Annotated in this window: 20 protein-coding genes; 17 read left to right on the top strand and 3 right to left on the bottom strand. The window is 48.9% G+C overall.

The genetic code is table 11. From position 1 onward, the window contains the following. Positions 1–114 precede the first annotated feature (114 nt). The 7 genes from AC0YNS_RS23045 to AC0YNS_RS23015 all read left to right on the top strand — a co-directional run bounded on the left by AC0YNS_RS23045 (position 115) and on the right by AC0YNS_RS23015 (position 8,530). Entirely contained in the window at positions 115–774 is a 660-nt protein-coding gene (locus tag AC0YNS_RS23045) for a hypothetical protein (RefSeq protein WP_475783291.1), read from the top strand. Between the two features lie 134 nt (positions 775–908). Further along, positions 909–2,414: a peptidoglycan DD-metalloendopeptidase family protein gene (locus AC0YNS_RS23040; RefSeq protein ID WP_475783290.1), complete on the top strand. Its 1,506-nt coding sequence runs from the start codon at positions 909–911 to the stop codon at positions 2,412–2,414. Between the two features lie 194 nt (positions 2,415–2,608). Then, entirely contained in the window at positions 2,609–3,364 is a 756-nt protein-coding gene (gene yycF / locus AC0YNS_RS23035) for a response regulator YycF (protein WP_475783289.1), read from the top strand. Continuing rightward, positions 3,361–5,196, top strand: a complete 1,836-nt coding sequence (walK, locus tag AC0YNS_RS23030; protein WP_475783288.1) for a cell wall metabolism sensor histidine kinase WalK — start codon at positions 3,361–3,363, stop codon at positions 5,194–5,196. Before yycF ends, walK begins: the two co-directional genes overlap by 4 nt. Then, positions 5,193–6,869, top strand: a complete 1,677-nt coding sequence (locus tag AC0YNS_RS23025) for a YycH family regulatory protein (RefSeq protein WP_475783287.1) — start codon at positions 5,193–5,195, stop codon at positions 6,867–6,869. Before walK ends, AC0YNS_RS23025 begins: the two co-directional genes overlap by 4 nt. A 57-nt stretch (positions 6,870–6,926) precedes the next feature. Then, positions 6,927–7,649 (top strand): two-component system regulatory protein YycI, encoded by a 723-nt coding sequence (gene yycI, locus AC0YNS_RS23020; RefSeq protein ID WP_475783286.1) that lies wholly within the window; start codon positions 6,927–6,929, stop codon positions 7,647–7,649. A 74-nt stretch (positions 7,650–7,723) separates the two neighbouring features. Next, on the top strand, positions 7,724–8,530 hold the full coding sequence (locus AC0YNS_RS23015) for an MBL fold metallo-hydrolase (protein ID WP_475783285.1): 807 nt from the start codon (positions 7,724–7,726) through the stop codon (positions 8,528–8,530). Here AC0YNS_RS23015 and AC0YNS_RS23010 read toward each other — a convergent pair. Beyond that, the gene (locus tag AC0YNS_RS23010; RefSeq protein WP_475783284.1) at positions 8,499–8,720 is read right to left on the bottom strand and encodes a hypothetical protein; all 222 of its coding nucleotides are present in this window, start codon (positions 8,718–8,720) and stop codon (positions 8,499–8,501) included. The two genes, AC0YNS_RS23015 and AC0YNS_RS23010, sit on opposite strands and share 32 nt — an antisense overlap. Positions 8,721–8,881: 161 nt before the next feature. Here AC0YNS_RS23010 and AC0YNS_RS23005 point away from each other — a divergent pair, with 161 nt between their 5' ends. From AC0YNS_RS23005 to AC0YNS_RS22975, 7 genes are all read left to right on the top strand, one after another. Beyond that, a complete protein-coding gene (locus AC0YNS_RS23005; protein ID WP_475783283.1) occupies positions 8,882–10,291 on the top strand; it encodes a S1C family serine protease in 1,410 nt (469 codons plus the stop codon). A 232-nt stretch (positions 10,292–10,523) separates the two neighbouring features. Continuing rightward, a complete protein-coding gene (locus tag AC0YNS_RS23000) occupies positions 10,524–10,691 on the top strand; it encodes a CxxH/CxxC protein (RefSeq protein WP_090980575.1) in 168 nt (55 codons plus the stop codon). A gap of 3 nt (positions 10,692–10,694) precedes the next feature. Next, entirely contained in the window at positions 10,695–11,174 is a 480-nt protein-coding gene (gene rlmH / locus AC0YNS_RS22995; protein ID WP_475783282.1) for a 23S rRNA (pseudouridine(1915)-N(3))-methyltransferase RlmH, read from the top strand. 26 nt (positions 11,175–11,200) lie between these two features. After that, a complete protein-coding gene (locus AC0YNS_RS22990; protein WP_475783334.1) occupies positions 11,201–11,884 on the top strand; it encodes a response regulator transcription factor in 684 nt (227 codons plus the stop codon). Next, entirely contained in the window at positions 11,881–13,260 is a 1,380-nt protein-coding gene (locus AC0YNS_RS22985) for a sensor histidine kinase (protein ID WP_475783281.1), read from the top strand. Before AC0YNS_RS22990 ends, AC0YNS_RS22985 begins: the two co-directional genes overlap by 4 nt. A 66-nt stretch (positions 13,261–13,326) precedes the next feature. After that, entirely contained in the window at positions 13,327–14,454 is a 1,128-nt protein-coding gene (locus AC0YNS_RS22980; RefSeq protein WP_475783280.1) for an ABC transporter permease, read from the top strand. Continuing rightward, positions 14,451–15,137 (top strand): ABC transporter ATP-binding protein, encoded by a 687-nt coding sequence (locus tag AC0YNS_RS22975; protein WP_475783279.1) that lies wholly within the window; start codon positions 14,451–14,453, stop codon positions 15,135–15,137. Before AC0YNS_RS22980 ends, AC0YNS_RS22975 begins: the two co-directional genes overlap by 4 nt. Positions 15,138–15,548: 411 nt before the next feature. Here the strand turns inward: AC0YNS_RS22975 and AC0YNS_RS22970 are convergent, their stop codons facing one another. Both AC0YNS_RS22970 and AC0YNS_RS22965 read right to left on the bottom strand, forming a co-directional pair. Next, on the bottom strand, positions 15,549–17,294 hold the full coding sequence (locus tag AC0YNS_RS22970; protein WP_475783278.1) for a sensor histidine kinase: 1,746 nt from the start codon (positions 17,292–17,294) through the stop codon (positions 15,549–15,551). After that, positions 17,291–18,856 (bottom strand): response regulator, encoded by a 1,566-nt coding sequence (locus AC0YNS_RS22965; protein ID WP_475783277.1) that lies wholly within the window; start codon positions 18,854–18,856, stop codon positions 17,291–17,293. Before AC0YNS_RS22965 ends, AC0YNS_RS22970 begins: the two co-directional genes overlap by 4 nt. 246 nt (positions 18,857–19,102) lie before the next feature. On the opposite strand from AC0YNS_RS22965, the gene AC0YNS_RS22960 reads away from it, so the two are divergent. From AC0YNS_RS22960 to AC0YNS_RS22950, 3 genes are all read left to right on the top strand, one after another. Beyond that, complete coding sequence (locus tag AC0YNS_RS22960; protein ID WP_475783276.1) at positions 19,103–20,071, top strand: ABC transporter permease; 969 nt, start codon at positions 19,103–19,105, stop codon at positions 20,069–20,071. Positions 20,072–20,101: 30 nt separating this feature from the next. Beyond that, entirely contained in the window at positions 20,102–21,043 is a 942-nt protein-coding gene (locus tag AC0YNS_RS22955) for a carbohydrate ABC transporter permease (RefSeq protein WP_475783275.1), read from the top strand. A 102-nt stretch (positions 21,044–21,145) separates the two neighbouring features. Then, positions 21,146–22,801, top strand: a complete 1,656-nt coding sequence (locus tag AC0YNS_RS22950) for an extracellular solute-binding protein (protein ID WP_475783274.1) — start codon at positions 21,146–21,148, stop codon at positions 22,799–22,801. Positions 22,802–22,838 lie beyond the last annotated feature (37 nt).

Raw genomic sequence — 22,838 nt, 5'->3', positions numbered from 1 at the left:
CGGTCCTCTTCTTTTTTTGCCTAATTGGGGGCTGCGAATGTGAATGGTTCCTGTACCAGGTGCCCATACTAAGAAGTATGGGCGAAAATGCCTTTGCATAGGAGGGTGATAATCATGTGGAAAATGACAGGGTGGCTGGCGAAAACGATCGCAGCGGGACTGCTGATCAGTTTTCTATCGATCTGGACGACAGGCTATATCGTTAACAGCTATGTCGAGACGCTGCTGAAGCAGTTTAATGTGCCGCTCGAACAGAAGCCTTTTGCGCTGAACGGCGTTTGGGGCGGGTTATGGGGAGCGGACCCCGTCGTGAAGCAGAAAGGAAACTCAGCGGATACGGATTCTTCAGCGAAGGATAAAGATGCAGATGTGAAAACAGGAAGCAGCTCGGATAAGAACGATGATTCGACGTCAAAGAATAGCGATTCACCTGCTTCGGTCGATGCGTTTGAGCAGACTCCGAGCGGTGAACTTAGTGATATCGGTGGCGGGAGCGGGACGAAAGCAGGCAGCGGCGTTGCTTCTTCATCGGATGACGAGGTTGCAATGTCGACAGATGAGATTAACTCAGCGAAATCGCAAATCAGCGATTCCGATAAGGAGAAGCTGTTCGATACATTGACGAAGCTCCCGCAGGACGCATGGCAGAACATATCGAAGTTGATGGAGGATGGGCTGACAGACGCAGAAATGACCCAGGTCCAACAGCTCATGGCGCAATACCTAGATCGGACAGAATACGACGCAATGCTGGCAATTCTGAGCAAATATTAATGTCAAGCCCAGGGTCGTTTGGTTGAATCGGAATGCAGCGTTATGATAAAGTAGAATTCGTACCCTGGCAATGTAGGTTTTACATTGCCCGATCCCAACAAAGTTATGGACCATAACGCGAAAAGGAGACGATCATGGCCTTTTTTAATGAGAGGGGTCGCATCCGGAAGGTATGGAACTCATTCCGACAGACTTTTCGGACCGTCAACCCAAATAGCACGCAAGGCAATACGAAACACCGATTACTGAGCAAGAAACCGTTATTTCTAGCGGTAAGCGCAGTAGCTTTATTGACGATTGCAGGCTTTAGCGGCAGTCATTATGTACAAGCACACACCGTAGATTATGTCGAAGTTTATCATAATGGCAAGCTGATTGGAGAAGTAGGCTCAGAGACCCAGGTTGAAGAGTGGATTAGCAACAAAGAGAAGCAGATTCAGGAGAAAAACACAGGCATACATATGGTGCTTGATGCAGGTACGATCACATACAGCGATAAAAGCGCTTACAATGCCAAACCGGATTCAGCGGCGACTTTGCAGAAGCTTGAAGGGCTGCTTGCTTCACATGCTACGGGCGTAGAGCTCGTTGTAGACGGCAAACGAATCGGCGTTGTGAAGGACAAGGCTACGGCTACTGCGCTGCTCAAGCGGGTAGAAGGTAAATATTCGCCGAAAGTGAAAGCCGGTAAGGCGGAAGTGACCGCATTAGCCTACTCCGCTGACGGCAGCTTGAAGTCCAAATCGGCATTGAAATCTGTGAAATTTGTCGAGAAGGTTGCGACTAAAGAAGCAGAAGTGCAGCCGACGGACATTGCGGATCCTGAGCAGTTGTATTTGCAGCTTATTAAAGGAACTGTGAAACCGACTTCGTATACGGTCCAAGATGGTGACTGTGTAGGGTGTATCGCACACAAGTTCGATATTTCGCCTCAGGTCATCTACGAACGTAACAAATGGATTAAAGATGATATGATTAAAGTCGGGGACGTGCTTGATCTTACGGTGCTTCAGCCGCAGGTGACGGTCGAAACGGTCGAGAATGTCACGGAAACCGAATCGATTGAACCGGCTACGGTCGTGCAGAAGAACAGCAATATGAAAGCAGGCCAGTCGAAGGTCATACGCCAAGGCCAGAGCGGGAAGAAGCAATTGGTGTACCGCTTAGTGAAGCAGAATGGCTACTTGATGAGTGAAGAGCTGATCAGTGAAGTTGTTCTGAAGCCATCCGTTCCGGCGATTGTCATGAAAGGAACGAAGGTTATGCTTAGCGAAGGCAGCGGTCGCTTCAGCTGGCCGGTAACCGGCGCGCGTCTCACTAGCAGCTTCGGTCAGCGTTGGGGCGCGTTACACCGCGGCGTTGATATGGTAGGAAACAAAAACATTATGGCAGCAGACAACGGTACAGTCAGCTTCACCGGTCAACGTCCGGGGCTTGGCAACTGTATCATTATCAATCACCATAACGGCTATGAAACAGTTTACGGCCATCTTAGCAAAATTTCCGTCAAGCGTGGTCAGACGGTTGAGAAGGGTCAACGGATCGGCATTATGGGTAATACAGGGCACTCCTTCGGCACGCATTTGCACTTTGAGGTTCATAAGAACGGCGCATTGCAAAACCCGCTTAAGTACCTGTAAGCGAAGCAATCGCAGACCATACGAAACACTGCTCGGCCTTTATGGTCCGGCAGTGTTTTTGCGTTCAGAGGAAAGTCACAAAATCCGCGGAAAATCGACCAATTCTCCCCTCATATGAGGGAACTTTCATTGGGAACTAAGACAGTTCCTATGGTAGAATAGAAGGAGATTGCTAAGCGACAGGCGGTGTAGCGATGCACGGAAAAATATTAGTCGTTGATGATGAACAACCGATTGCGGACATTATAAAATTCAACCTCGAGAAGGAAGGCTATCAAGTCATTTGCGCCTTCGACGGTGGTGAAGCGGTAAGGCTCGCGTTCGAAGAGCTGCCGGATTTAATATTGCTTGATTTGATGCTGCCCGTAAAGGATGGCATGGACGTGTGCCGAGAAGTGCGCGCGCGTCTGCAAACGCCGATCATTATGCTGACAGCCAAAGATACCGAGCTGGATAAGGTGCTTGGCCTTGAGCTTGGGGCGGACGATTATGTAACGAAGCCGTTCAGTACACGTGAGCTGCTTGCCCGAGTGAAAGCGCATTTGCGGCGTCAGAAGAATGATGCTTCTTCATCTGCGGCTGCTGCGGCAGGTAACGGCGCTTCGGCTGCTGCTGAGGACAAGCAGGGGCTGGGGATTTTCAACTTGTTTATCGATACCGATATGTATGTCGTCTATAAAGACAATGAACCGCTCGATCTGACACATCGCGAGTACGAGCTCGTTTATTATTTGGCCCGCAACTGCGGGAAGGTGATGACGCGCGAGCATTTGCTGCAGGCGGTATGGGGATTTGAGTATTTCGGCGATGTCCGTACCGTGGATGTTACGATTCGGAGACTTCGGGAGAAGATCGAGGATGATCCGAGCCGGCCGGAATATATTTTGACCCGACGTGGACTCGGTTACTTGATGCGTAATCCGAAATCCGGAGGGTTCGGGTACGGATGAACGGGATACGGTTTTTCCGAACCATTCAAGTTAAACTGATTATTATTTATGTGCTGCTGATTCTCATAGCCATGCAGCTGATCGGTGTTTATTTTATCAGCACGATGAAGACCTCGCTGACATCGACATTTACGAATAACATGAACGAGCAGGCGAATCTGCTCTCGAAATTATCGGCGCAAACGCTGTCCAATCGGTTGGACAAAACAGGCAGCTCCGAAGAGAACTCGACTGAGGAGTATCTCAGGGTGCTTGTTAGCAGCTTGTTCAGCATTAGCGAAGCTGAAATTCAAATCTTAGATGCGAGCGGGAAGGTGCTGGCCACCTCCATGCAGTCGCATCAGTCCTATATCGGCAAGAAGAATACGTCGCTTGCTGTCAGCCGGGCGCTGCAGGGGATTCGCGATAACGAAGAGGAAATTATCGATGAGGATGGTTTGCGCAAGAAAATTATTGCCAAGCCGATTGTAGACGGGGAGAAAACGGTAGGCGCGATTTATCTGGTCGCTTCGATGAAAGAGCTCTATTCGACGGTTGACCGGATTAACCGCATCTTCATGTCCGGGATGCTCTTCGCGCTTGGATTGACAGGCGTACTCGGCATTCTGCTCGCCCATACGATTACGAATCCGATTAAAGCACTGACCCGCCAGGCTGCGGCAGTTGCGGAAGGTCGGTTCGATCAGCAGGTACCTGTACTCGGCAATGACGAGATCGGCCGATTAAGCGAAGTGTTTAACGATATGACGATGCGCTTACGCGATGCGCTATCGGCAACGGAAGAAGAGAAAGAGAAGATTTCTTCGATTCTGGCCAATATGAGCGACGGGGTTGTGGCCGCCGATGAACGCGGTATTGTTATTATCACGAATCGGCGAGCTCAGGAAATGCTGCGCCGGGATGATTGCGAAGGCATTCGCCTGACCGACTTGTTCGGTATGGACGAAGCGCAGCTTACGGGATTGCAGAAGGGGAATGAGCCGTCGGCTATTCTCTATCATCTGGAGACCGAAGGCGACGAGGAAGAGCTGATGCGTGTGACGCTGACGCCGATTCATCGCCGAGATCAAGGCATAAGCGGTACGATTGCGGTGCTGCAGGATGTCACGGAGCAGGAACGGCTTGAGCAATCGCGGCGCGAGTTCGTAGCGAATGTATCGCATGAGCTGCGAACACCGCTCACGACAATCAAGAGTTATGCGGAGGCGCTTGACGATGGCGCGATGGATGAGCGAGAGCTTGGTCAGCGATTCGTCGGCGTTATCCGGAATGAGACAGAGCGGATGATTCGGCTCGTAACGGACCTGCTGCATCTCTCGCGGCTGGATTCCAATCAAGCTCCCTTGCGGCGGCAGCAGACGAATGTGCCGGATATGCTGGAGGAAGTGGCTGACCGTTTCTCCTTCCAGCTGCGGAAGAAGACGATTAAGGCGTCGGTTCGCGTAGAAGATGCGATCACGTCCATCTGGCTCGATCGTGACCAGATCGATCAAGTGCTTGATAATCTCGTTTCAAACGCGATTAAATATACGCTCGACGGTGGACGCATTGAAATTATGGCACGCCGACTTGAGCCGGCATCTATTGCAATTAGCGTGAAGGATACGGGAATCGGTATCCCGAAACGGGATCTTGGCCGAATCTTCGATCGGTTCTATCGGGTCGACAAAGCCCGCTCGCGCAACATGGGCGGTACCGGTCTGGGCTTGTCCATTGCCCGGGAAATTGTGAAGGCACATGGCGGCTCCATTGCGCTTGATTCTGAGCTTAATGAAGGCACGACGGTAACGGTCATCCTGCCTGTGCAGGCCGGCGGAGGTGAGAGCGCATGATGGACAAGCTGAAGACCGCGTTGCTCACAGCGCTCGTTATTCTCAGTCTGATTCAAAGTTATATGCTTGCATACAGCATGCCCGGCCTCGGTGTAACCACTTCGCCGCAGCAGGATTACGTGCCGGCCGAGCCTATGGGGCAAGAGGAGAAGATCGAGAACGTTATTTTTCCGGAAGACATGGTGCTGCATCTGGGCAAAGGGAAACATACGCTTCTGTACCCGGCCTCGAATTTCTATAACTTGATCTTCGGCAAGATCAAAAGCCGTGAGTTTAAAGGCTTCCAGCGGAGCGCGGCTGTCGTTGTCGATTGGGATGAAATCCGCAATCGCGATGAGGGGCTTGAACTGCGGTTCGGGCGCGGCGTTCCCGTTGAGCTGTTAAGCAAAGTATTGAAGCTGGAAGGCGATGCGACATTTATGGATGATGTCGTCAACCGGATCTGGATTTATAAAAGCAGTGATCGGGATGAAATCCGAACGTATTTCTTCAGCAGCGATAACTTGACCGTCTATGAGTCGGTGAAAGCGGATTTAACGGCACAAGACGTACAGATGTATGTCGGTTACGGCGAGTATCAGACGAACTACAGGAAAGTCGGCGATGATCTCTATACGCCGGATGGACCTGTGGAGTCGATGCAGCAGATCGTGGGCTATGAAACGTATTCACCGGAGCAAATGCAGCGGTATTTGTTCGTTGATCCCGGCGTTACGCGGGTAATCAGTGACCAAGGCGGGTCGCAGATCTATACAGATGGCAAACGCGGGCTGCAGGTGGAGCAGAATGGACGATGGATTAGCTTTACGGACCCCGTATCGGTGCAAGGTCAAGACGATAACGAGAGTCAGAACGTATATGCGGCCATTCAGTTCATTAACAAGCATGGCGGCTGGGATGGTATGCATCGCTTCACGCATGCGGGCACATTCGAGAGTGTACAGGTGCTGCGATTCCAGCAGTATTATGGCTCGTATCCGATTATCCCACAGGAGCCGTTCATGTTCGGCAGCATGAGGCTGCGGTTGCAGCAAGGTGTCGTTTCGGAGTATGAACGCTCACTGCTCACTCTGCAGAAGAAAGCGCAACAGCGGGATATCCGCTGGCTGCCGGGCGGCGATATGCTGGAGAATGCGTTTAAGAACTACAAACGCAGATTGGAAGTGACTGCGATCTACCCTGCGCTGCTGGCTATATCAACCGAGAAGAATGTGATGAAGCTGGAACCTATCTGGGCTGTCCGTCTCGTAGACGGCACCCAAGAGAACCTGCTTCAAGCGATTCCCGGCGGTTACAAGCCGAAGCCCGGTGAGCCGGGCGGTGCGCCGCTACAGAAGACGAGCAATGCCGGCGGTGCCGGCGGCAGATTGGATGAACCGGTTGATAATGCCGCTTCGAGCGGTATTGCACAACTGAGTGACGGACCATTATCCGGACATATCAGCAGCTTAATCAGTCTTGAAGGCACGAAAGCAAGCGATGGACAAGATGGAAGTGAAGTGGGAGCGGGTGCTGCCGGTGAAGTCACGGACGCAAGTGCAGGAAGCGGTAGCGCCGTCCCAGCGCATGATGATATAGCAGGTATGCCGGGTGCTGCAGATAATAAGGCTAGCGGCGGAGGGAATGCGAGTAATGTCGGCAGTAATGTCGGCAGTTCTGCGGAGAACCCCTAAGCGAGGCTAAGATCATATCGAGAGCTTATTAGGATCGTAGTTGAAGGAGATGAAGGAATGGACTGGGGCAGGGCGAAAAGTGTGTTGATTTTTGCATTTTTGCTGCTGAATCTCGTGCTTGGGTACCAGCTCTGGTCCAACATCCGGGAAGGGCTGCGAACGAGCGCGGATGTGAGTGATTTGCGGCAGGAAACGCAGGCTCTTATGGAAGAGAAGAAGATTAAGCTTGCCACAAGTATCCCGTCGGAGACACCTGAGCTGCGGGATTTGACGTACCAGATCCAAACAAAGCTCGGTAAAGGCGAGCGTCATGAACTGAAGAAACCGGTGGACAGTAAAGTCGTCTTCGAGGAGAAAGAGCTGCAAGCGAGCCTGGGAGGCATCATTCCGGAGCTTGAGAATTATGCGCTTGGAACGGTTCATGAGGATGAGTTTATTTTGTACCGGATGGTTGAAGGGCGACCGATGTTCGATGCTAAGCTTGAGCTCTATTACGACTACAGGAATCAGAAGATTACGGCTTACAGGCAGGACCTTGTCGAGCTGCTGCCGCCACAGAATTCGACTTCACAGTCGGTTTTGTCGGCCACTAAAGTGGTGACAAGCTTAATTGAGAATCAGCTGCAGAACGGGGCCGTCATTGGGGAGATCAAGCTGGGCTATCACGGACAGATTTTTGACTCCAATACACAGGTTTCGGCGCCGACTTGGCGCGTGCTGCTGGAAGATGGCGGACAGTACTACATGAATGCGATCAGTGGGGAAGTTGTGACGGAATAAGTGGGGTTTCGCAGTGCCTCGTCGAAACTTCGGCGGGTTTGGGGAGCAGGGGAAAGGGCAGGTTTAGAAGAAGTATGGGACTTCGATTTACGGTACTTGGGAGCGGTTCGACAGGAAATGCCACGATTGTGCAGTGCGAAGATGCTACCGTGCTTATTGATGCAGGTTTAAGTGCGAAGAAGCTCGAGGAGCTCATGCGGGAGCGGGGTGTCGCCGGTCATGAAATCGATGCGATTCTCGTTACGCATGAGCATTCCGATCATATAAAAGGGCTTGGTGCATTTGCTAGGAAGCACAATGTGCCAATCTATGCGAATGAAGCGACATGGGGGGCACTTGAGCGCCATGTCGGTACCATAACAAGCGAACAGCGTGTCATTATGGAAACAGGTGAAACCGCGAAGTTCGGCGCAATGCGAACGACATCGTATGCGATTTCGCATGATGCGGCCGAGCCGGTCGGGTATGTTTTCCAAGATGATGATGTGAAGCTGAGTCTGGCAACAGACCTTGGCTATGTCAGCGATAAGGTAAGACGGATGATAGAAGATTCCGATGTGCTAGTGCTAGAGTCGAACCATGATGTCAACATGCTGCGGATGGGGCGTTACCCATGGAACATTAAGCGGCGGATCCTAAGCGATATCGGACATTTGTCCAATGAAGCGGCCGGAGAAGCGTTATGCCAGCTGATGACGGATCGAACGAAGCGGGTTTATCTGGCGCATCTGAGCTTGGACCATAATTTGATGGACCTGGCTAAGCTGACGGTAAACGGCATCTTGGAGAACAACGGCTTCTTCTTCAAACGGGATGAACATCCGCTGCGTGAGACGTACCATGACCGGCCTACGGCATGGGATGAAGTGCGCCGACGATAAGCTCGTCCAGCTCGGAATCGAGCGAAGTGATTTTACGTTCAAGTTCGTCTTGGGTGAGTATGCCTTTATCCATGAGCAGCTCTGTCATCGCACTGAGGGTAAGCAGGGTGCGGTAATGATCTTCTTTGAGGTCGGCAAGCTTGGCTACCAGATTGAGATGGTCAAGGGCTGAGGAACTTCTGGATTTCATGAGATTCGCTCCTTCATCTATTCGTTTATTAACAATTAACGGACGGCAGCAGCCGTTTCACCTTGTTCTATTATTATTGTAGACCGTTCTACCGATATCATTCCTAGATTCGTAAAATAATGGTCTTGATGTCAGGATGACATCGAGAGGAGCGATTATAGATGAGCTTGTTTGATGATGATTTCTATTCAACACGTGTATCGCGTCGAATTCGGTCTACGAGCCGCGACGTTTCGTTTAGCAAGCGTGGGAGCGGCATCCGTTGGACGCCTGTGCGTGTGGCCGTAGCTTCTTCGGTGGTTAGTGCACTGGCTGCGGTGCTGGTATTTGGTTTGTTTACGGGCTTTGATCGCAGTGAAGGTTCGATATCGGCGGTAGCAGGCGTGACTAATGTGGGCATGAGCAATGATCCGCTTGAGAAGACGATCTCGGCTGCGGCGAAGATGCGGCCGGCTGTCGTTAGTATTATTAATGAGCAGGCTCAGCCTGAAAGCGATGCGCCCGGCGGTACTTCAGACGGCAATGATGCGGCAGGGACTGATGGCGGAGATGGCTCTGCTCAACTGCAGCAAGCAGCACTGGGCTCTGGGTTTATTTTCGAGAAGGTCAAAGGCAAGGCGCATATCATTACGAACAATCACGTTATTGAAGATGCGGTTGCGGTAAAAGCCGTGCTGAGCAATGGCGAAACGCGGAATGCGAAGGTTGTCGGTACCGATGCGATTACGGATCTGGCTGTGCTGGAGATTGATGCGGACGGCATTGATACGGTAGCGGAGTTCGGGGAATCCGAAGGCTTGCGCGCCGGTCAATGGGTCATGGCAATTGGAAATCCGCTTGGACTCAGCGATTCATTGACGATGGGCATTGTGAGCAAGACGAAACGGATTATTCCCGTGTCGCTCAGCCAAGACGGCAACTATGACTGGGAACAGGAAGTTATTCAAATTGACGCGTCCATTAATCAGGGCAACAGTGGCGGTCCATTGATTGATCTGGACGGCAACGTAGTCGGCATCAACAGCATGAAGATTGCGGAGTACGGTGTGGAAGGCGTCGGTTTTGCGATTCCTTCGCATATTGCGATGCCGATTGTGCAAAGCTTACTGGAGTATGGCAAAGTGAAGCGTCCTTACTTAGGCGTATATACGATGGATCTGGGCTTGTACATGGCACAGCAGTCGGCTGTAGCTCAGGGTAATGGCGATGCTGATGACAGTGCAGGCGGCGCGGATCAGGAGCCGTCTACGGAAGGTTCTGAGTCCGGCGATGGTGCTGCTGCGGGCGGAGAAGACGAAGGCGTGATGCTGCCGCAAGGCGATCTGAAGCTTCCGGACGAAGTGAAGCAGGGCGTTATTGTTCTGCAAGCGGTCGGTCCGGCGGAGGAAGCGGGTCTTGCGTTCAACGATGTCATCGTGAAGCTGGACAATGAGTCGATCAGCAGCACGATGGAGCTGCGTAAATATTTGTACGGCAAGAAGACGATCGGCGATAACATTGAAGTGACCTTCTACCGAGACGGTAAGAAGCAAACGACAACGTTTAAGCTGGCGGAGAAGACGGAAGAATAACGGTATAGTCGCGAAGCGGATCAGCTCGTGCAAGCTCGGAAGTGCGGGCTTGCGTTACGACGGGCTGATCTCTTTGCGTGGATATGGGGCAATAACCGAGCATTAGGCGGAGAATAGGGAAAGAACAAGGCAAGAACAAGGCACGAACCGAGAATAGGGAAAGAACAAGGCATTAACCGAGTATAGGGCAAGGGCATAATAGGATACAGACTACAATTGGGGGATCTGGCAGATGTATTGTGTGTGTAAAGAGCATGTGGAGCTGGCGATTGATAAATTTGTGGATGAATACGAGGATGCACCGGATATCGTGGATTTGGTGACGACGAAGTTCACGGAATGGGAAGCGCCAGCCACTTGCGAGCTGTGCGATCACATTGCCGAGTATTTGGTGGTGTAGCCGGTGCATATTCAAATCGCTGCTGTCGGGAAGCTGAAGGAAAAATATCTCGTGCTCGGCATCGCCGAATACGCGAAGCGTCTTGGCCCGTACGTGAAGCTCACGCTCACGGAAGTAGCGGACGAGCGGGCGCCCGAGACGATGAGCGCCGCCGAGGAAGCCATTGTTCGCGAGCGCGAGGGTGAGCGCTTGCTCGCGGTTATTAAGCCAGACGCGCATGTTGTCGCGCTGGCGCTGGACGGGGAGCTATGGTCGAGCGAGGACCTCGCCGGCCAGCTCGATCATTTAGCCACGTATGGGCGGAGCCACGTGGCTTTTGTTATTGGCGGGAGCAACGGCCTCGCGCCCGCCGTGCTGAAGCGCGCCCAGCAGAAGCTCAGCTTCGGGCGCATGACCTTGCCGCACCAGCTCATGCGGTTGGTGCTTCTGGAGCAGGTGTATCGGGCGGTGAAGATTAACCGGGGAGAACCGTACCACAAGTAGGGCGAATTCTTTTGAAATGGGAGGTTATCACGTTGAACCACCTGCTGCTGGCAGACGATGATCCAAATATTAGAGCGCTGGTGCGTTACGTCATGACCCGTGAAGGATATAGCGTGCATGAAGCTCGCGACTGGGCCGAGGCGGTAGAGGTTATGGAACGTTCAACGATAGATATCGCTATCATAGATGTGATGATGCCGCATATGGACGGGTTTGAGTTGTGTGAGCATATTCGGCAGCATTACGACATCCCGATTATTTTGCTCACTGCCAAGGACCAGCTATCAGATAAAGAACAAGGCTATCTAAAAGGAACGGATGACTACGTGACCAAGCCATTCGAGCCGGAAGAGCTGTACTTCCGGGTTAAGGCGCTGTTCCGCCGCTATAACCGGGCGGCGAATGACATCATTCGAATGCATCGTATTACCATAGATCGCAAAAACGTTGAAGTGAACGACGGTCAATCTATTATTTTACTGCCGATGAAAGAATTTGAGCTGCTGGCCCAGCTGGCCCAGTACCCAGGGCGTCTATTTTCCCGTGACGAGTTGATCCGTCTCGTATGGGGTCAGGATTATGAAGGAGACGACAACACGGTTAATGTACATATCAACAGACTACGCCAGCGTTTTGCCGATTACGCGGATGATTTTGTTATTCAGACGGTTCGAGGCATCGGCTACAAAATTGTGGTGACAGCCAAATGAAAAGTCTGTACTCTCGCGTGTTTCTGATTATATTAGCTGTTATCTTAGCCAGCAGTATGTTGGGATTCATCGCTTCTAATATTTATTACCATATAAAGCTCAAACCGTTTAACGATGAGAAGCTTGTATCCATTGCCGAGCATATGAAAAACTTTATTGAATCTGATCCGGAGGATATGGAGCGATATCTTGGTAATGCGGCCGCTTTAGGGTACGAGATCTATGTGACGGATGGGCAAGAAGAGTCTCGTTTTTATGGGAGAACCTTCCGGGAGCAGAATCTAGACAAGCAAGACATCAGAATCGTTCTTGGAGGTGGCATCTACCACGGTGTGGCGCAGTTTCCAAATAAGCCGTTCATCACGGGCTTCTTCGATAACCGCTTAAGCAATACGGTAGGCGTGCCCATCCAAGCATCGGGAAAGACTTACGCTTTGTTCATGCGACCGGATGTACTGCTGCAGTTCGGAGAGCTCCGTACCTTCTTTGCCTTAGTCGGATTGCTGACCATCATCATCAGCCTATTATTCTTCTTGGCGAGCACTCGCTATATTGTCAATCCAATTACGAGGTTAACCGAAGCGACCAAACGTCTTGCACAAGGAAACTACAATCTTCGTCTAACGACGGGAAGACGTGATGAAATTGGTCAGCTAGCTGAGCATTTTATGACGATGAGCCGGGAACTGGAGCGGGTCGATCTGGCACGCCAGCAATTTGTATCCAATGTATCGCATGAAATCCAATCGCCGCTTACCTCCATCCAAGGATTTGCTAAGGTATTAGCGCAAGGGGATTTGCCGGAAGAAGAACGCCAACAATACGCTTCCATTGTTGAGGCTGAAAGCCGCCACCTCTCCATGCTGAGCAAACAGCTGTTGCTGCTCTCTACGCTAGAACAAGGAGAAGAGGCGCTGAACAAGAAGCACTTCTCCTTACGCCGACATATCCGTCAAGGCGTGGAAATGTTGCAATGGCAGCTGGATGGGAAGGAATTATTACTAAAGCTATCCGTTCCGGAATCCATTTCGGTTTATGGCGATGAAGTGCTTCTGATGCAAGTATGGACAAATTTGCTGAGTAATGCGGTAAACCATATTCCATTGGGCCGAAGCATCGAAGTGCGTGCTGAGGAAATGCAGTCGCATATCCATGTGGTTATTTCGGATAATGGAGAAGGGATTGCTTCCGAGCATTTACCCTTTCTATTCGATCGGTTCTACCGTGTCGATCGCGCTCGGGAACGTACTTCGGGTCGAACAGGCTTGGGGCTGGCCATTGTGAAGAGGATTGTGCAGCTGCACGAGGGAACTATCGAAGTGAGCAGCATGCAAGGGGCAGGCACCAGCTTTACGGTGACGATTCCCAAATTGTAATTTGTTATTTATGCGCCATTTATATTCGCTTCCTAAACTGGAGACATCCAAGAGGAGGGAAGCAACATGTATCTGGCCATTCGAGAAATGAGGTTCGCTAAAGTCCGTTATTCGCTAATCGCGATTATTATGCTGCTTGTCACGTTCCTGGTTCTGTTCGTTACCGGGCTTGCGAGAGGGCTCGCCTATGATAACGCGGCATCGATTCAAAATATGGACGCTACACATTTTATTATGGAGAAGGATTCGAATCATCGCTTCACCCGGTCACGTCTCAGCGAACAAGTACGGATACAAGCGGGCTTAATCACAGGACAAGAGAACGTGCAGCCACTTGGCGTCAAGATGACTACCATGACGGCGGAGGGGACAACTGGGAAGCTAGACGTGACGCTTCTTGGAATAAATCCGGTGGGCTGGCTGATGCCCAAGGCGACCGAAGGCGAGCCTATCACATCGGGCGGGGCTGGAAGTGTACTTGTAGATCACAAACTGAAGGATTCAGGGATTGGCCTCGGTACTGTTCTAGTAGATCAGGCTTCAGGCTTGAAATGGACGGTTAGCGGTTTTGTCAGCCATGAATCTTACAGCCATTCGCCGGCGGTATTTCTGAATGAGCACGACTGGCAGCAGCTTCAGTTGGAGACTGCAGCGCGAACGGAGTCAGGAGAATCCGGAGACGGCAAGACCTATAATGCGATAGCCGTAAAGGCGAATAAGCACCAAGCAAAGCAGCTTGCTGCAACCTTGCCGGACTCAGAGATCGTTACCCAATCACAAGCCGTTATGGCCATTCCGGGTTACAAGGAGGAGCAGGGCTCGCTTTGGATGATGATCATCTTCTTGTTTCTGATTTCTTCCTTTGTCCTAGCAGTGTTCTTCTATGTCATCACGATCCAGAAGAGTAGTCAATTTGGTGTTTTGAAGGCGATCGGAACACGAACTGTTTACCTTGTGCGAAGCGTTTCCCTTCAAGTGTTGCTTTTATCGACAGGGAGTCTAATTATCAGCATACTGCTTATCCAAGTAATTAAAGCTCTCTTGCCTGGCGGCATGCCTTTTCTGCTTCAACCCTCCACATTGGCGTTTACTGGCGGTGCGTTTATTGTGATGTCGCTTGCCGGATCACTGCTTTCCGTTTGGAAAGTAACCAGAATTGACGCCGTGGATGCGATAGGGAGGAGTGCAGCATGAGACACAGACTTATCCTGGACAATATTACGCATACCTTCGAGGATGGCGGTATGCAGCGAACGGTACTCGATCGCCTGAATTTGCAAGTTTCGGAAGGGGAACTTGTGGCAGTTATGGGACCGTCCGGATCCGGCAAGAGCACGTTTCTATCGATTGCTGGCGCACTCCTTGAGCCTACGAGCGGTGGAGTATTGCTGGATGGAGAGGCGATAGCCGGTAAACAGAAGCAGGCGCTGTCCGATATACGCCTGAACAAGATTGGATTTATTTTTCAAAGTGCCAACTTGATTCCATACTTGAAGGTGGAAGAACAGTTGATGCTGGTCGCAAAGTTAGGGAACATGAACAAAGTGAAGGCGAATGAACGCATCAAGAAGCTGCTTCATAAGCTGGGTTTAGACCACCGTAGAAGTGCTTATCCTCACAAATTATCAGGTGGTGAGCGTCAGCGCGTCGCAATCGCAAGAGCACTCATGAATGATCCGGCCGTGCTAATGGCGGACGAGCCGACGGCGAGTCTGGATGCCTCAAGAGGAATGGACATCGTACGGATGATTGCCAGAGAGGCAAAGGAACGGGGTAAGAGCGGAATTATGGTTACGCACGACGAACGGGTACTGCCGCTGTGTGATCGTGTTCTTTATTTAGAGAACGGTCGTCTAATTGAAAATAAACATAAGTAGGGCATGCGGCAGATGGGGTATACTTGTTAGAAAGCATAATAAACAAAGAATTCTAAATAGATGGAGATGCGAAATGAGTAAAGGCAGAGTATGGAACAGAGGTAAGCACAATGGTAGAGGCCTTCCTCCTCGTAAAGAAAATAAGGGACCTGATAATCCGAGTGGTAATAACGCAGGGGGCCAGGAAGTAGAGCCATCCGGGCTAACAAAGGACAATATTTCATCTCGCATAAACACAGTAAAATTTATGAATAGGGATCATTGGATCAGCCGCGTCAATCCAGTGAAACGCGAGGACTTGGACAGTAAGACCCGTAAGTGATGATGCGATACATCTTCGAACTTGTAAATAAACCCCTAGACTTGAACGCAACGTTCGAGCGCTAGGGGTTGTTTGTTGCGTACAATTGTTTAGATCCTATGTTGCAAAGGCAGCATGATGATAATTTTCGTGCCGCTTCCGACTTGACTGCGAATGGTAACACCATAGCTTTTTCCGTAAGCAAGCTGTACGCGTTCATGTACGTTTTTTATCCCATAACCGGCTTTCGATTCTTTGGATAACAGTGTTCCTACTTGATCGGAAGACATACCGCAACCATCGTCTTCTATTTCAAGGAAAAGCGCTGGAACACCGGCGACTTGTATGGATTGATAAACCCGAATGGTAATGTTCAAGCATGTATGATCATCAACTATGGCGTGATTAATAGCGTTTTCCACAAAAGGTTGTAACAACAATTTTAACGTTTCATGGGATGATAAGCTTTGGTCAATTTCCCAGTGTTCGATAAAGCTATCATCAAAGCGCATATGCTGGATGGCAAGATAGTGTTTGGTAAGGGCAAGTTCTTTATCCAACGTAATATATTGATGCCCCATATTCAGCGAGGTTTGATAGAATCTTGCGAGATGGTTCACGATTTTGCTTACTTCAATATCGCTGTTTTGGATCGCCAGAGAGGAAATACCCGACAGCGTATTATAAAGAAAATGCGGATTGATCTGACTTTGCAAGGCATAAAGTTCCGCGTCGCGCTTGGCAATTTCCTTGACGTACAGCGTATCGATCAACTCTTTGAGACGTGCGCTCATCTTATTGAAAGCCGTGCCTAATTGACCGATTTCATCCTTGCTGAAATCATCGGCCAAGATGATGAAATTTCCTTGCTCTACTCTCAATGCTTGACGGTTTAACTTACGCAGACGGTGCGAGAAATATTTGGCGATGACAACGATCATTAAGAGAGAAAGGCCGAGACTAAAAGACGCAATGACGACGATTTGCATAGCCGTTTTACGAGATGAACGCATGATTTCGTCAATTGGCGTGAGAGAGACTGTTTTCCAACCATGCTGCATGGTGTTATATACGAGCAAATTGGGATGTCCATTGATGGTGACGACTTTTTGATTGCTAGACAGGTCAGGGCCGATGGCTTCGCTGAACGGTAGGTTTAAGAGCGATTTATCGGATGCGGAGATAATTTGATTTTTTTCATTGAGCAAGTAGACGCTTTTGTTTTGCTCTTCTTTTTCGATTAACCTGTAGAGCAGTTCTTCATAGAGACCGATCGTCAACATCCCGTAATGTTGGTTTTGATTATTAAAGTTGAGAATTCGCCCAAGATAAATCACGTTTTTCCCGCTTTTGTCCTGGATTACGTTGCTGAATATATTGTTGCCATAGGTTTCAAGCAATTGAGTGAGATACTGAATCGGCAGATTCTCAGGAGTGATATGTTTGAGAAACAGACCATCCTCCGGGAGTGTTTTATTGTAGACATAAAGGTTGATGCTAGCAAGGTTGTTGTTCGCGGTCAGCATGCTGTATAAGAGTCCATCGATATATCGGTAGGCTTCGACGGTAGAATAGTCGGTTGTGTAGGTTTGCGTTAGATAAACTTGTAGGGCTTCATCCGTATAAATCAGAGATGAAATTTGGCGAAGACTATCCAGTTGAGCATTTACGTTGCTGTTGATTTGTTGGTTGCTGCTCGACATATTTTCGTATGTCAATTCCAACAGCCGTTGCTCTGTACGATCGTAGAAGAATATCGTAATGAACAATAGAGGGGTTATCGTTACCGTAAGAAACATGAGTAATAACTTCTGCAGCAAGGATAAATTTTTGAAAAACTTCTTCAGCGTATTCATGATAGTGATCCCTTTTTCGCGTGCGTACGATATTGGTTAGGAGTGAGCCCGGTGCGTTTGAAAAAGGTAGCGCCGAAATAGGAGGGGCTTTCAAAGCCGACTCGTTTGGCAATCTCGTGAATCCTAATATTCGTTTCCTGCAGCATAATGCAAGCGTTATCTATTCGGATCTGAGTTACGTATTCAAGTAATGTTTTTCCGGTAATATCCTTAAAAATAGTGCGGAGATAGTTGGGTGAAAGAAAAATAAGTTCTGCCAGCGCATCAATCGAAATAACCTGTCCATAATTTTTTTGTATAATACTGCAAACTTCATTGACGATCTCGATGTGTCGGTCGACGGGAGATGCCTGCAACTCGTCCATTATAAGGTTTAGGATTTGCCGCATGTGCGTTTTCATAGATTGCATGCTTTCCATAAGGGAAAGGCGTCCGAGAAACTGGGCATCCTTCTCGATAATTTCTTGCAAATGGCGGTTGTTGGCTCCGGTCGCCGACAACACGGAATCAAACACTGAAATGGTATCTACAAAAACTTGGCTGACATTTCCGGGAGGGAGACCGCCATCGTAAAAGTCATGGAGCCATTCTTCGACTTGGTTTCTGCGGTTTTGTTGGACGGCGGCAATCAAGTGCTTTGTTTCGGGAAAGGGTTCCTTGCGCGAAGTAGCGTTCATGGTTTCCCAGCTGTCGCTAATAAGTCCCGTGCCTTGAGTTGCAACCAGATGATTGCGAATTTTCAGCATCTTTGGCCAATTTTTCGTAAAGGAAAGTAGTGTTTGCGGGTAGTTTGTCAGGAAAAGCGATATCCAACGTTCAGCATGCGCCGACTGATTCCGCCAATTCGTAAACGAGGTACTGACCGATTCCTGCGTGACAAAAATCCATTGGCCATCCCGCAGCTTGGTCAGTACACCGGGGAAAAAGCTGGGCAAACCGGCGATGAAAAATTCTAATCTCTCCGCGGTGGAAAAATCACCGGAAGGCGCATCGATAGCAAGAGGATTCTCAGCCAACAGCGTATACTCGTCTATGCTGATAAGTACAAAGTAAAAGGTTTTGTTCTCGGCAGGAAGATGTAAATAGCGGTTGTAAATAGAGGTCACTTCATCCGCTAAGCCGGAGAGCAGATGACCGCCGATTCGGAGAAGTTCACGCAGATATTCGCCAGCTGTCAAGACGGTGGAATTGAGACGGTTTTTCTGCTCTTCGCAACGTTGATGGACCATCTTCATAGTGGCAGCCAGTTCTTCGTTGTCGATCGGTTTCAGCAAATAGCCGCAGGCGCCATGCTGCAGTGCGGCACAAGCATATTCAAACTCATTGTATCCACTGAGAAATACAATCTGAATAGCAGGAAAGCGAGCATGTACTTGTTTACAGAGTTCGATGCCATCCATGACAGGCATTTTGATATCGGTAATGAGGATATCCGGTTGCAAGGCTTCAATCTTATTCAGTGCATCTCGTCCGTTGCTCGCAGTAGCAATGACGCGGCAAGACATCTTGTCCCATTCAATATAATTGGCCAAAGTGTCTAATGTGAGTCGTTCGTCATCCACTAAGATTATCGTCTACATGCATCGAGCCTCCGCAATATGGTTTCGTTATCGCACGATAATTCCATTACTTAGAACAAAGTATAGATTCGCGTACATGTACTGTCAATTACAATAGCTTCTGTAAAACGGACAAAACGAAAGTTCGTTTTTTTCTGATATAAATCGGAAAATCGAGAGATAGCGGAAGAATACGGGATACCCTAAGATGAACTCATAAACCTAATTTGGATATGAGGAGTCGGGAGAATGGAATGTGATGTCGATGGAAGCAACGAGAAAATACCGCTGCTGAAATATCCCACAATAAAAAAAATGCTTCGGCAGCGATATTTATTTATGCTCTTGATGCCGGGAGTTGTATGGGCCGTATTGTTTGCTTATGCGCCTATGGCTGGTTTGTACATGGCGTTTATAGATTACAAACCTACCTTAGGGGATTTCTGGGGCTCTCTGTTTAAAGCGGATTTTGTGGGATTGCAGTGGTTCGAATACTTCTTTACCGGACAAGATTTTGTGCAAGTGATGCGCAATACGTTGGTTTCGAGCGTGTTAACGCTGTCCATAGGGTTTATGGTTCCTATTTGTATTGCGATAACGTTGAACGAAGTCAGAATAAGTTGGTTCAAACGGACGGTACAAACAGCATCCTATTTACCGTTCTTTATTTCATGGGTTGTTGCTGCGAGCATTGTGATTACGTTCTTGTCGGCTGAAGGACCTGTCAATCAATTGTTGATGAAACTCGGTATTGTAGAACAAGGCGTTTTGTTTATGCAGGAAGGAAAGTTATTCTGGATCATCATCGCCTTGTCGAATGCGTGGAAAGATATGGGATATAACTCCATTATGTATTTGGCGGCTATCGCAGCAATTCCGACGGAGCTATTCGAAGCGGCAAAGGTGGACGGCGCCGGTCGTTTGAAGCAAATCTGGTATGTGTTACTGCCGATGCTGCGGCCTACGATTATTATTCTTCTGATTTTAAACATCGGCAATTTGCTGAATACCGGCTTTGATCAATTTTTCCTACTGGGAAATTCGCTGAACAGGTCGTATTCCGATGTAATCGATACCTATGCGTTCCGTTACGGCATTCAGAATGGCATGTTCTCGTATGCATCTGCCGTAAGTCTGTTCAAATCGGTAGTCGCGTTTATTTTGGTGGTAACTGTCAACCAATTATCTAAAAAAATGAGCGGAACGCGTCTGTTCTAAGCTGTACGTACAGCTGGAAGGAGGAAGAGGATGGAAAACGAAGTTGCGCGGGCTAACAAGTCAAGCGCTATAAGCAATCGGTTACAACGTTATACGCTGGCAACCATTACAGGGAATATGTTCGTTTACGGATCGTTGATGTGCTTGTTTATCATTACGTTTTTTCCGTTCTGGCATATCTTCGTTTTATCCCTGAACGATGCGTCCGACCCTACGTATGGACAATTTATGTTGTGGCCGAATGATTTCAGCCTGGACAGTTATAAAACCGTTCTGAAGGATTCAGAAATTCTGAATTCCATTATAGTAACGGTCGGTCGAACGGTCATTGGAGTACCTCTTACACTGGCTTGTATTTCGATGCTGGCTTATACCCTTAGTAAAAGAGAACTTGTGGGCTGGCGCGGAATCAACTTGTTTTTTATATTTACGATGTACTTCGGCGGGGGTTTGATTCCCACGTATATGGTAGTACGCAGCTTGAATCTCATCGACAGCTTTTGGGTGTTCATTTTCCCCGGGGTAATAAGCGTTTTCTGGATGATATTGGTTCGCACCTACATGGAGGGTTTGCCCAAAGAAATGGAGGAGGCGGCGCAAATGGAAGGCGCAAACGATATTCAGATTTTTCTGAAAGTCATTCTGCCCGTGTGCACGCCGGTGCTTGCGACCATCGCCTTGTTCTCAGCCATTAGCCATTGGAATGCATGGTACGACTCTTATATTTATACCTACGACGCTTCTTTGAAAACATTGTCGGCGGTTTTGGTGAAAATTCTGAATCAGTTCCAGACGAACGATATGTTAAACGAGGCAGAGCAGCTTGCCAATGAACAGCGGAAAATGCCGGTTTCCAGCGAGACGATCCGTATGGCAGTGACCATGGTAGCAACGCTGCCGATTATTCTTTTATATCCACTACTGCAGAAATATTTCCTGAAAGGGATGCTTATTGGGTCAGTGAAAGGCTAAGCGATACGAATCATAGAACGTATTTGCTCCATCTTTCCGAAGCTTATTTCGTTCGGAAGGTGGTTTAAATAAAAGCTATTTCATTCAATGAGGGGGATCTTAATGAAAAAAAGACTCATCTTGGCAGGGGTACTAGCAAGCATTATGCTTCTGAGCGCGTGCAATACAGGCAACAAAAATGCGGGAAATAACGCATCCGAAGCCGAGAAATCAAACGAAGCATCGAACGAGACATCAAGCGCGGGATCAAACAACACGCCGAAGAAACCCATTACGCTAACGTTGTTTGACAAAAACGTGGGCGATCCGTTTACTAACCCTGTAGCAAAGGAAATCACGGAACGTACAGGCGTGACTATCGAGATTCAGCAACCTACCGGCAATCCGGACGAGAAACTGAATTTGATGTTAGTCAGCGGGGATTTGCCGGATATTGCCCTGATTGACAGACGCGTAGCTACCTTGAATAAATATATTGCCGGCGGAGCCTTGATTCCGCTGAACGATTTAATTGACAAGTATGCTCCGAATATCAAGAAGCGCTATGGCGACGTGCTTTCCAAAAGCGTGTACGAGGATGGCAAGAATTATTATTTGAACAACTGGTACGGATTGGATCCCGATCCGAACTGGGCAATCAGTATGCGCATGGATGTCCTGGAAGAGTTCGGATATGGCGAACGCGCTAAGGCCGGGGACTCCTTTTCGCAGGAAGAATTCCTGGATCTGCTGAGAAAATTTAAGGAGAAGTATCCGAATGTAGATGGCAAACCTTCCATACCAATGACAGTGAACGCAGAACAAATGCCCGCCATTATCGGTTCATTCAAGGCGATGTACGGGATGAAAACGTATTATGAGCATGATGGCCGTCTCGAATTCATAGTCCGAGATCCGCGTTACTTGGAAATGATCAAATATATTAACACGCTCTATACGGAAGGTTTACTTGACCGTGAATGGGGAATCAATAAAGCTCAAAATTTTGAACAGAAAACGGCCAGCGGACGTGTGTTTGCAACGGGTGGCGGTATCGTGAATGAAGCCAACAATGCATTCCGCACGCAATACGGCAAGGATACCAATCAACTGTTCTACGCGTTTAAAGTAACGGCTCCAGGCGTTGATCCGGAGAAGACGACATACGGCCCTCGTAGTTCTTTGGGTTGGGACGGAGTCGGCATTACGGTAGCGAATAAGCATCCGGAAGAAACGATCAAATTTCTGGACTTCCTGGCAAGCGAAGAAGGCCAATATTTGCTGATGTGGGGTAAAGAAGGAATGAACTGGACCATGGAGAACGGTGTTCATGTACCGAAACAAGAAGCGTTGGATGCCATCAGTAAAGATTGGGCGGAATTCTCGAAAACGACAGGCGCGCGCAAATGGACTTGGATGATTCGTAATGGATTGGGCGAAGACGGCACTCCTTATGACTTAATGTTCCGTTACAACAGGGATAACGTGAATCAACATGCATTGAAATCAATGGCAGGATCCACTTGGGATACCGCGCTTTATGATGATCTCGGTCCAAAGGGAGGCACGCCTGACGCGTTGAGCGAACAAAAAATCAAGGATATTATGGACAATGGCTTCTCCGCTATGGTGTATGCAACATCAAATGATGAAATCGACGGTATGTATAAAAAGATGATTGCCGAGATCGATGCAAACAGCGCAGTGAAAATCGAAGATATTTACTCGACTAACTATAAGGCTCGTATGGAATTGTATCAGACTGCCGAAGGCAAATAAGCATGTAGCAATACCGAAGAGCATCGCTTGTATCATG

Source organism: Paenibacillus sp. J22FR21 (assembly GCF_056269135.1).
This window is presented reverse-complemented; position numbering and strand designations above follow the sequence as displayed.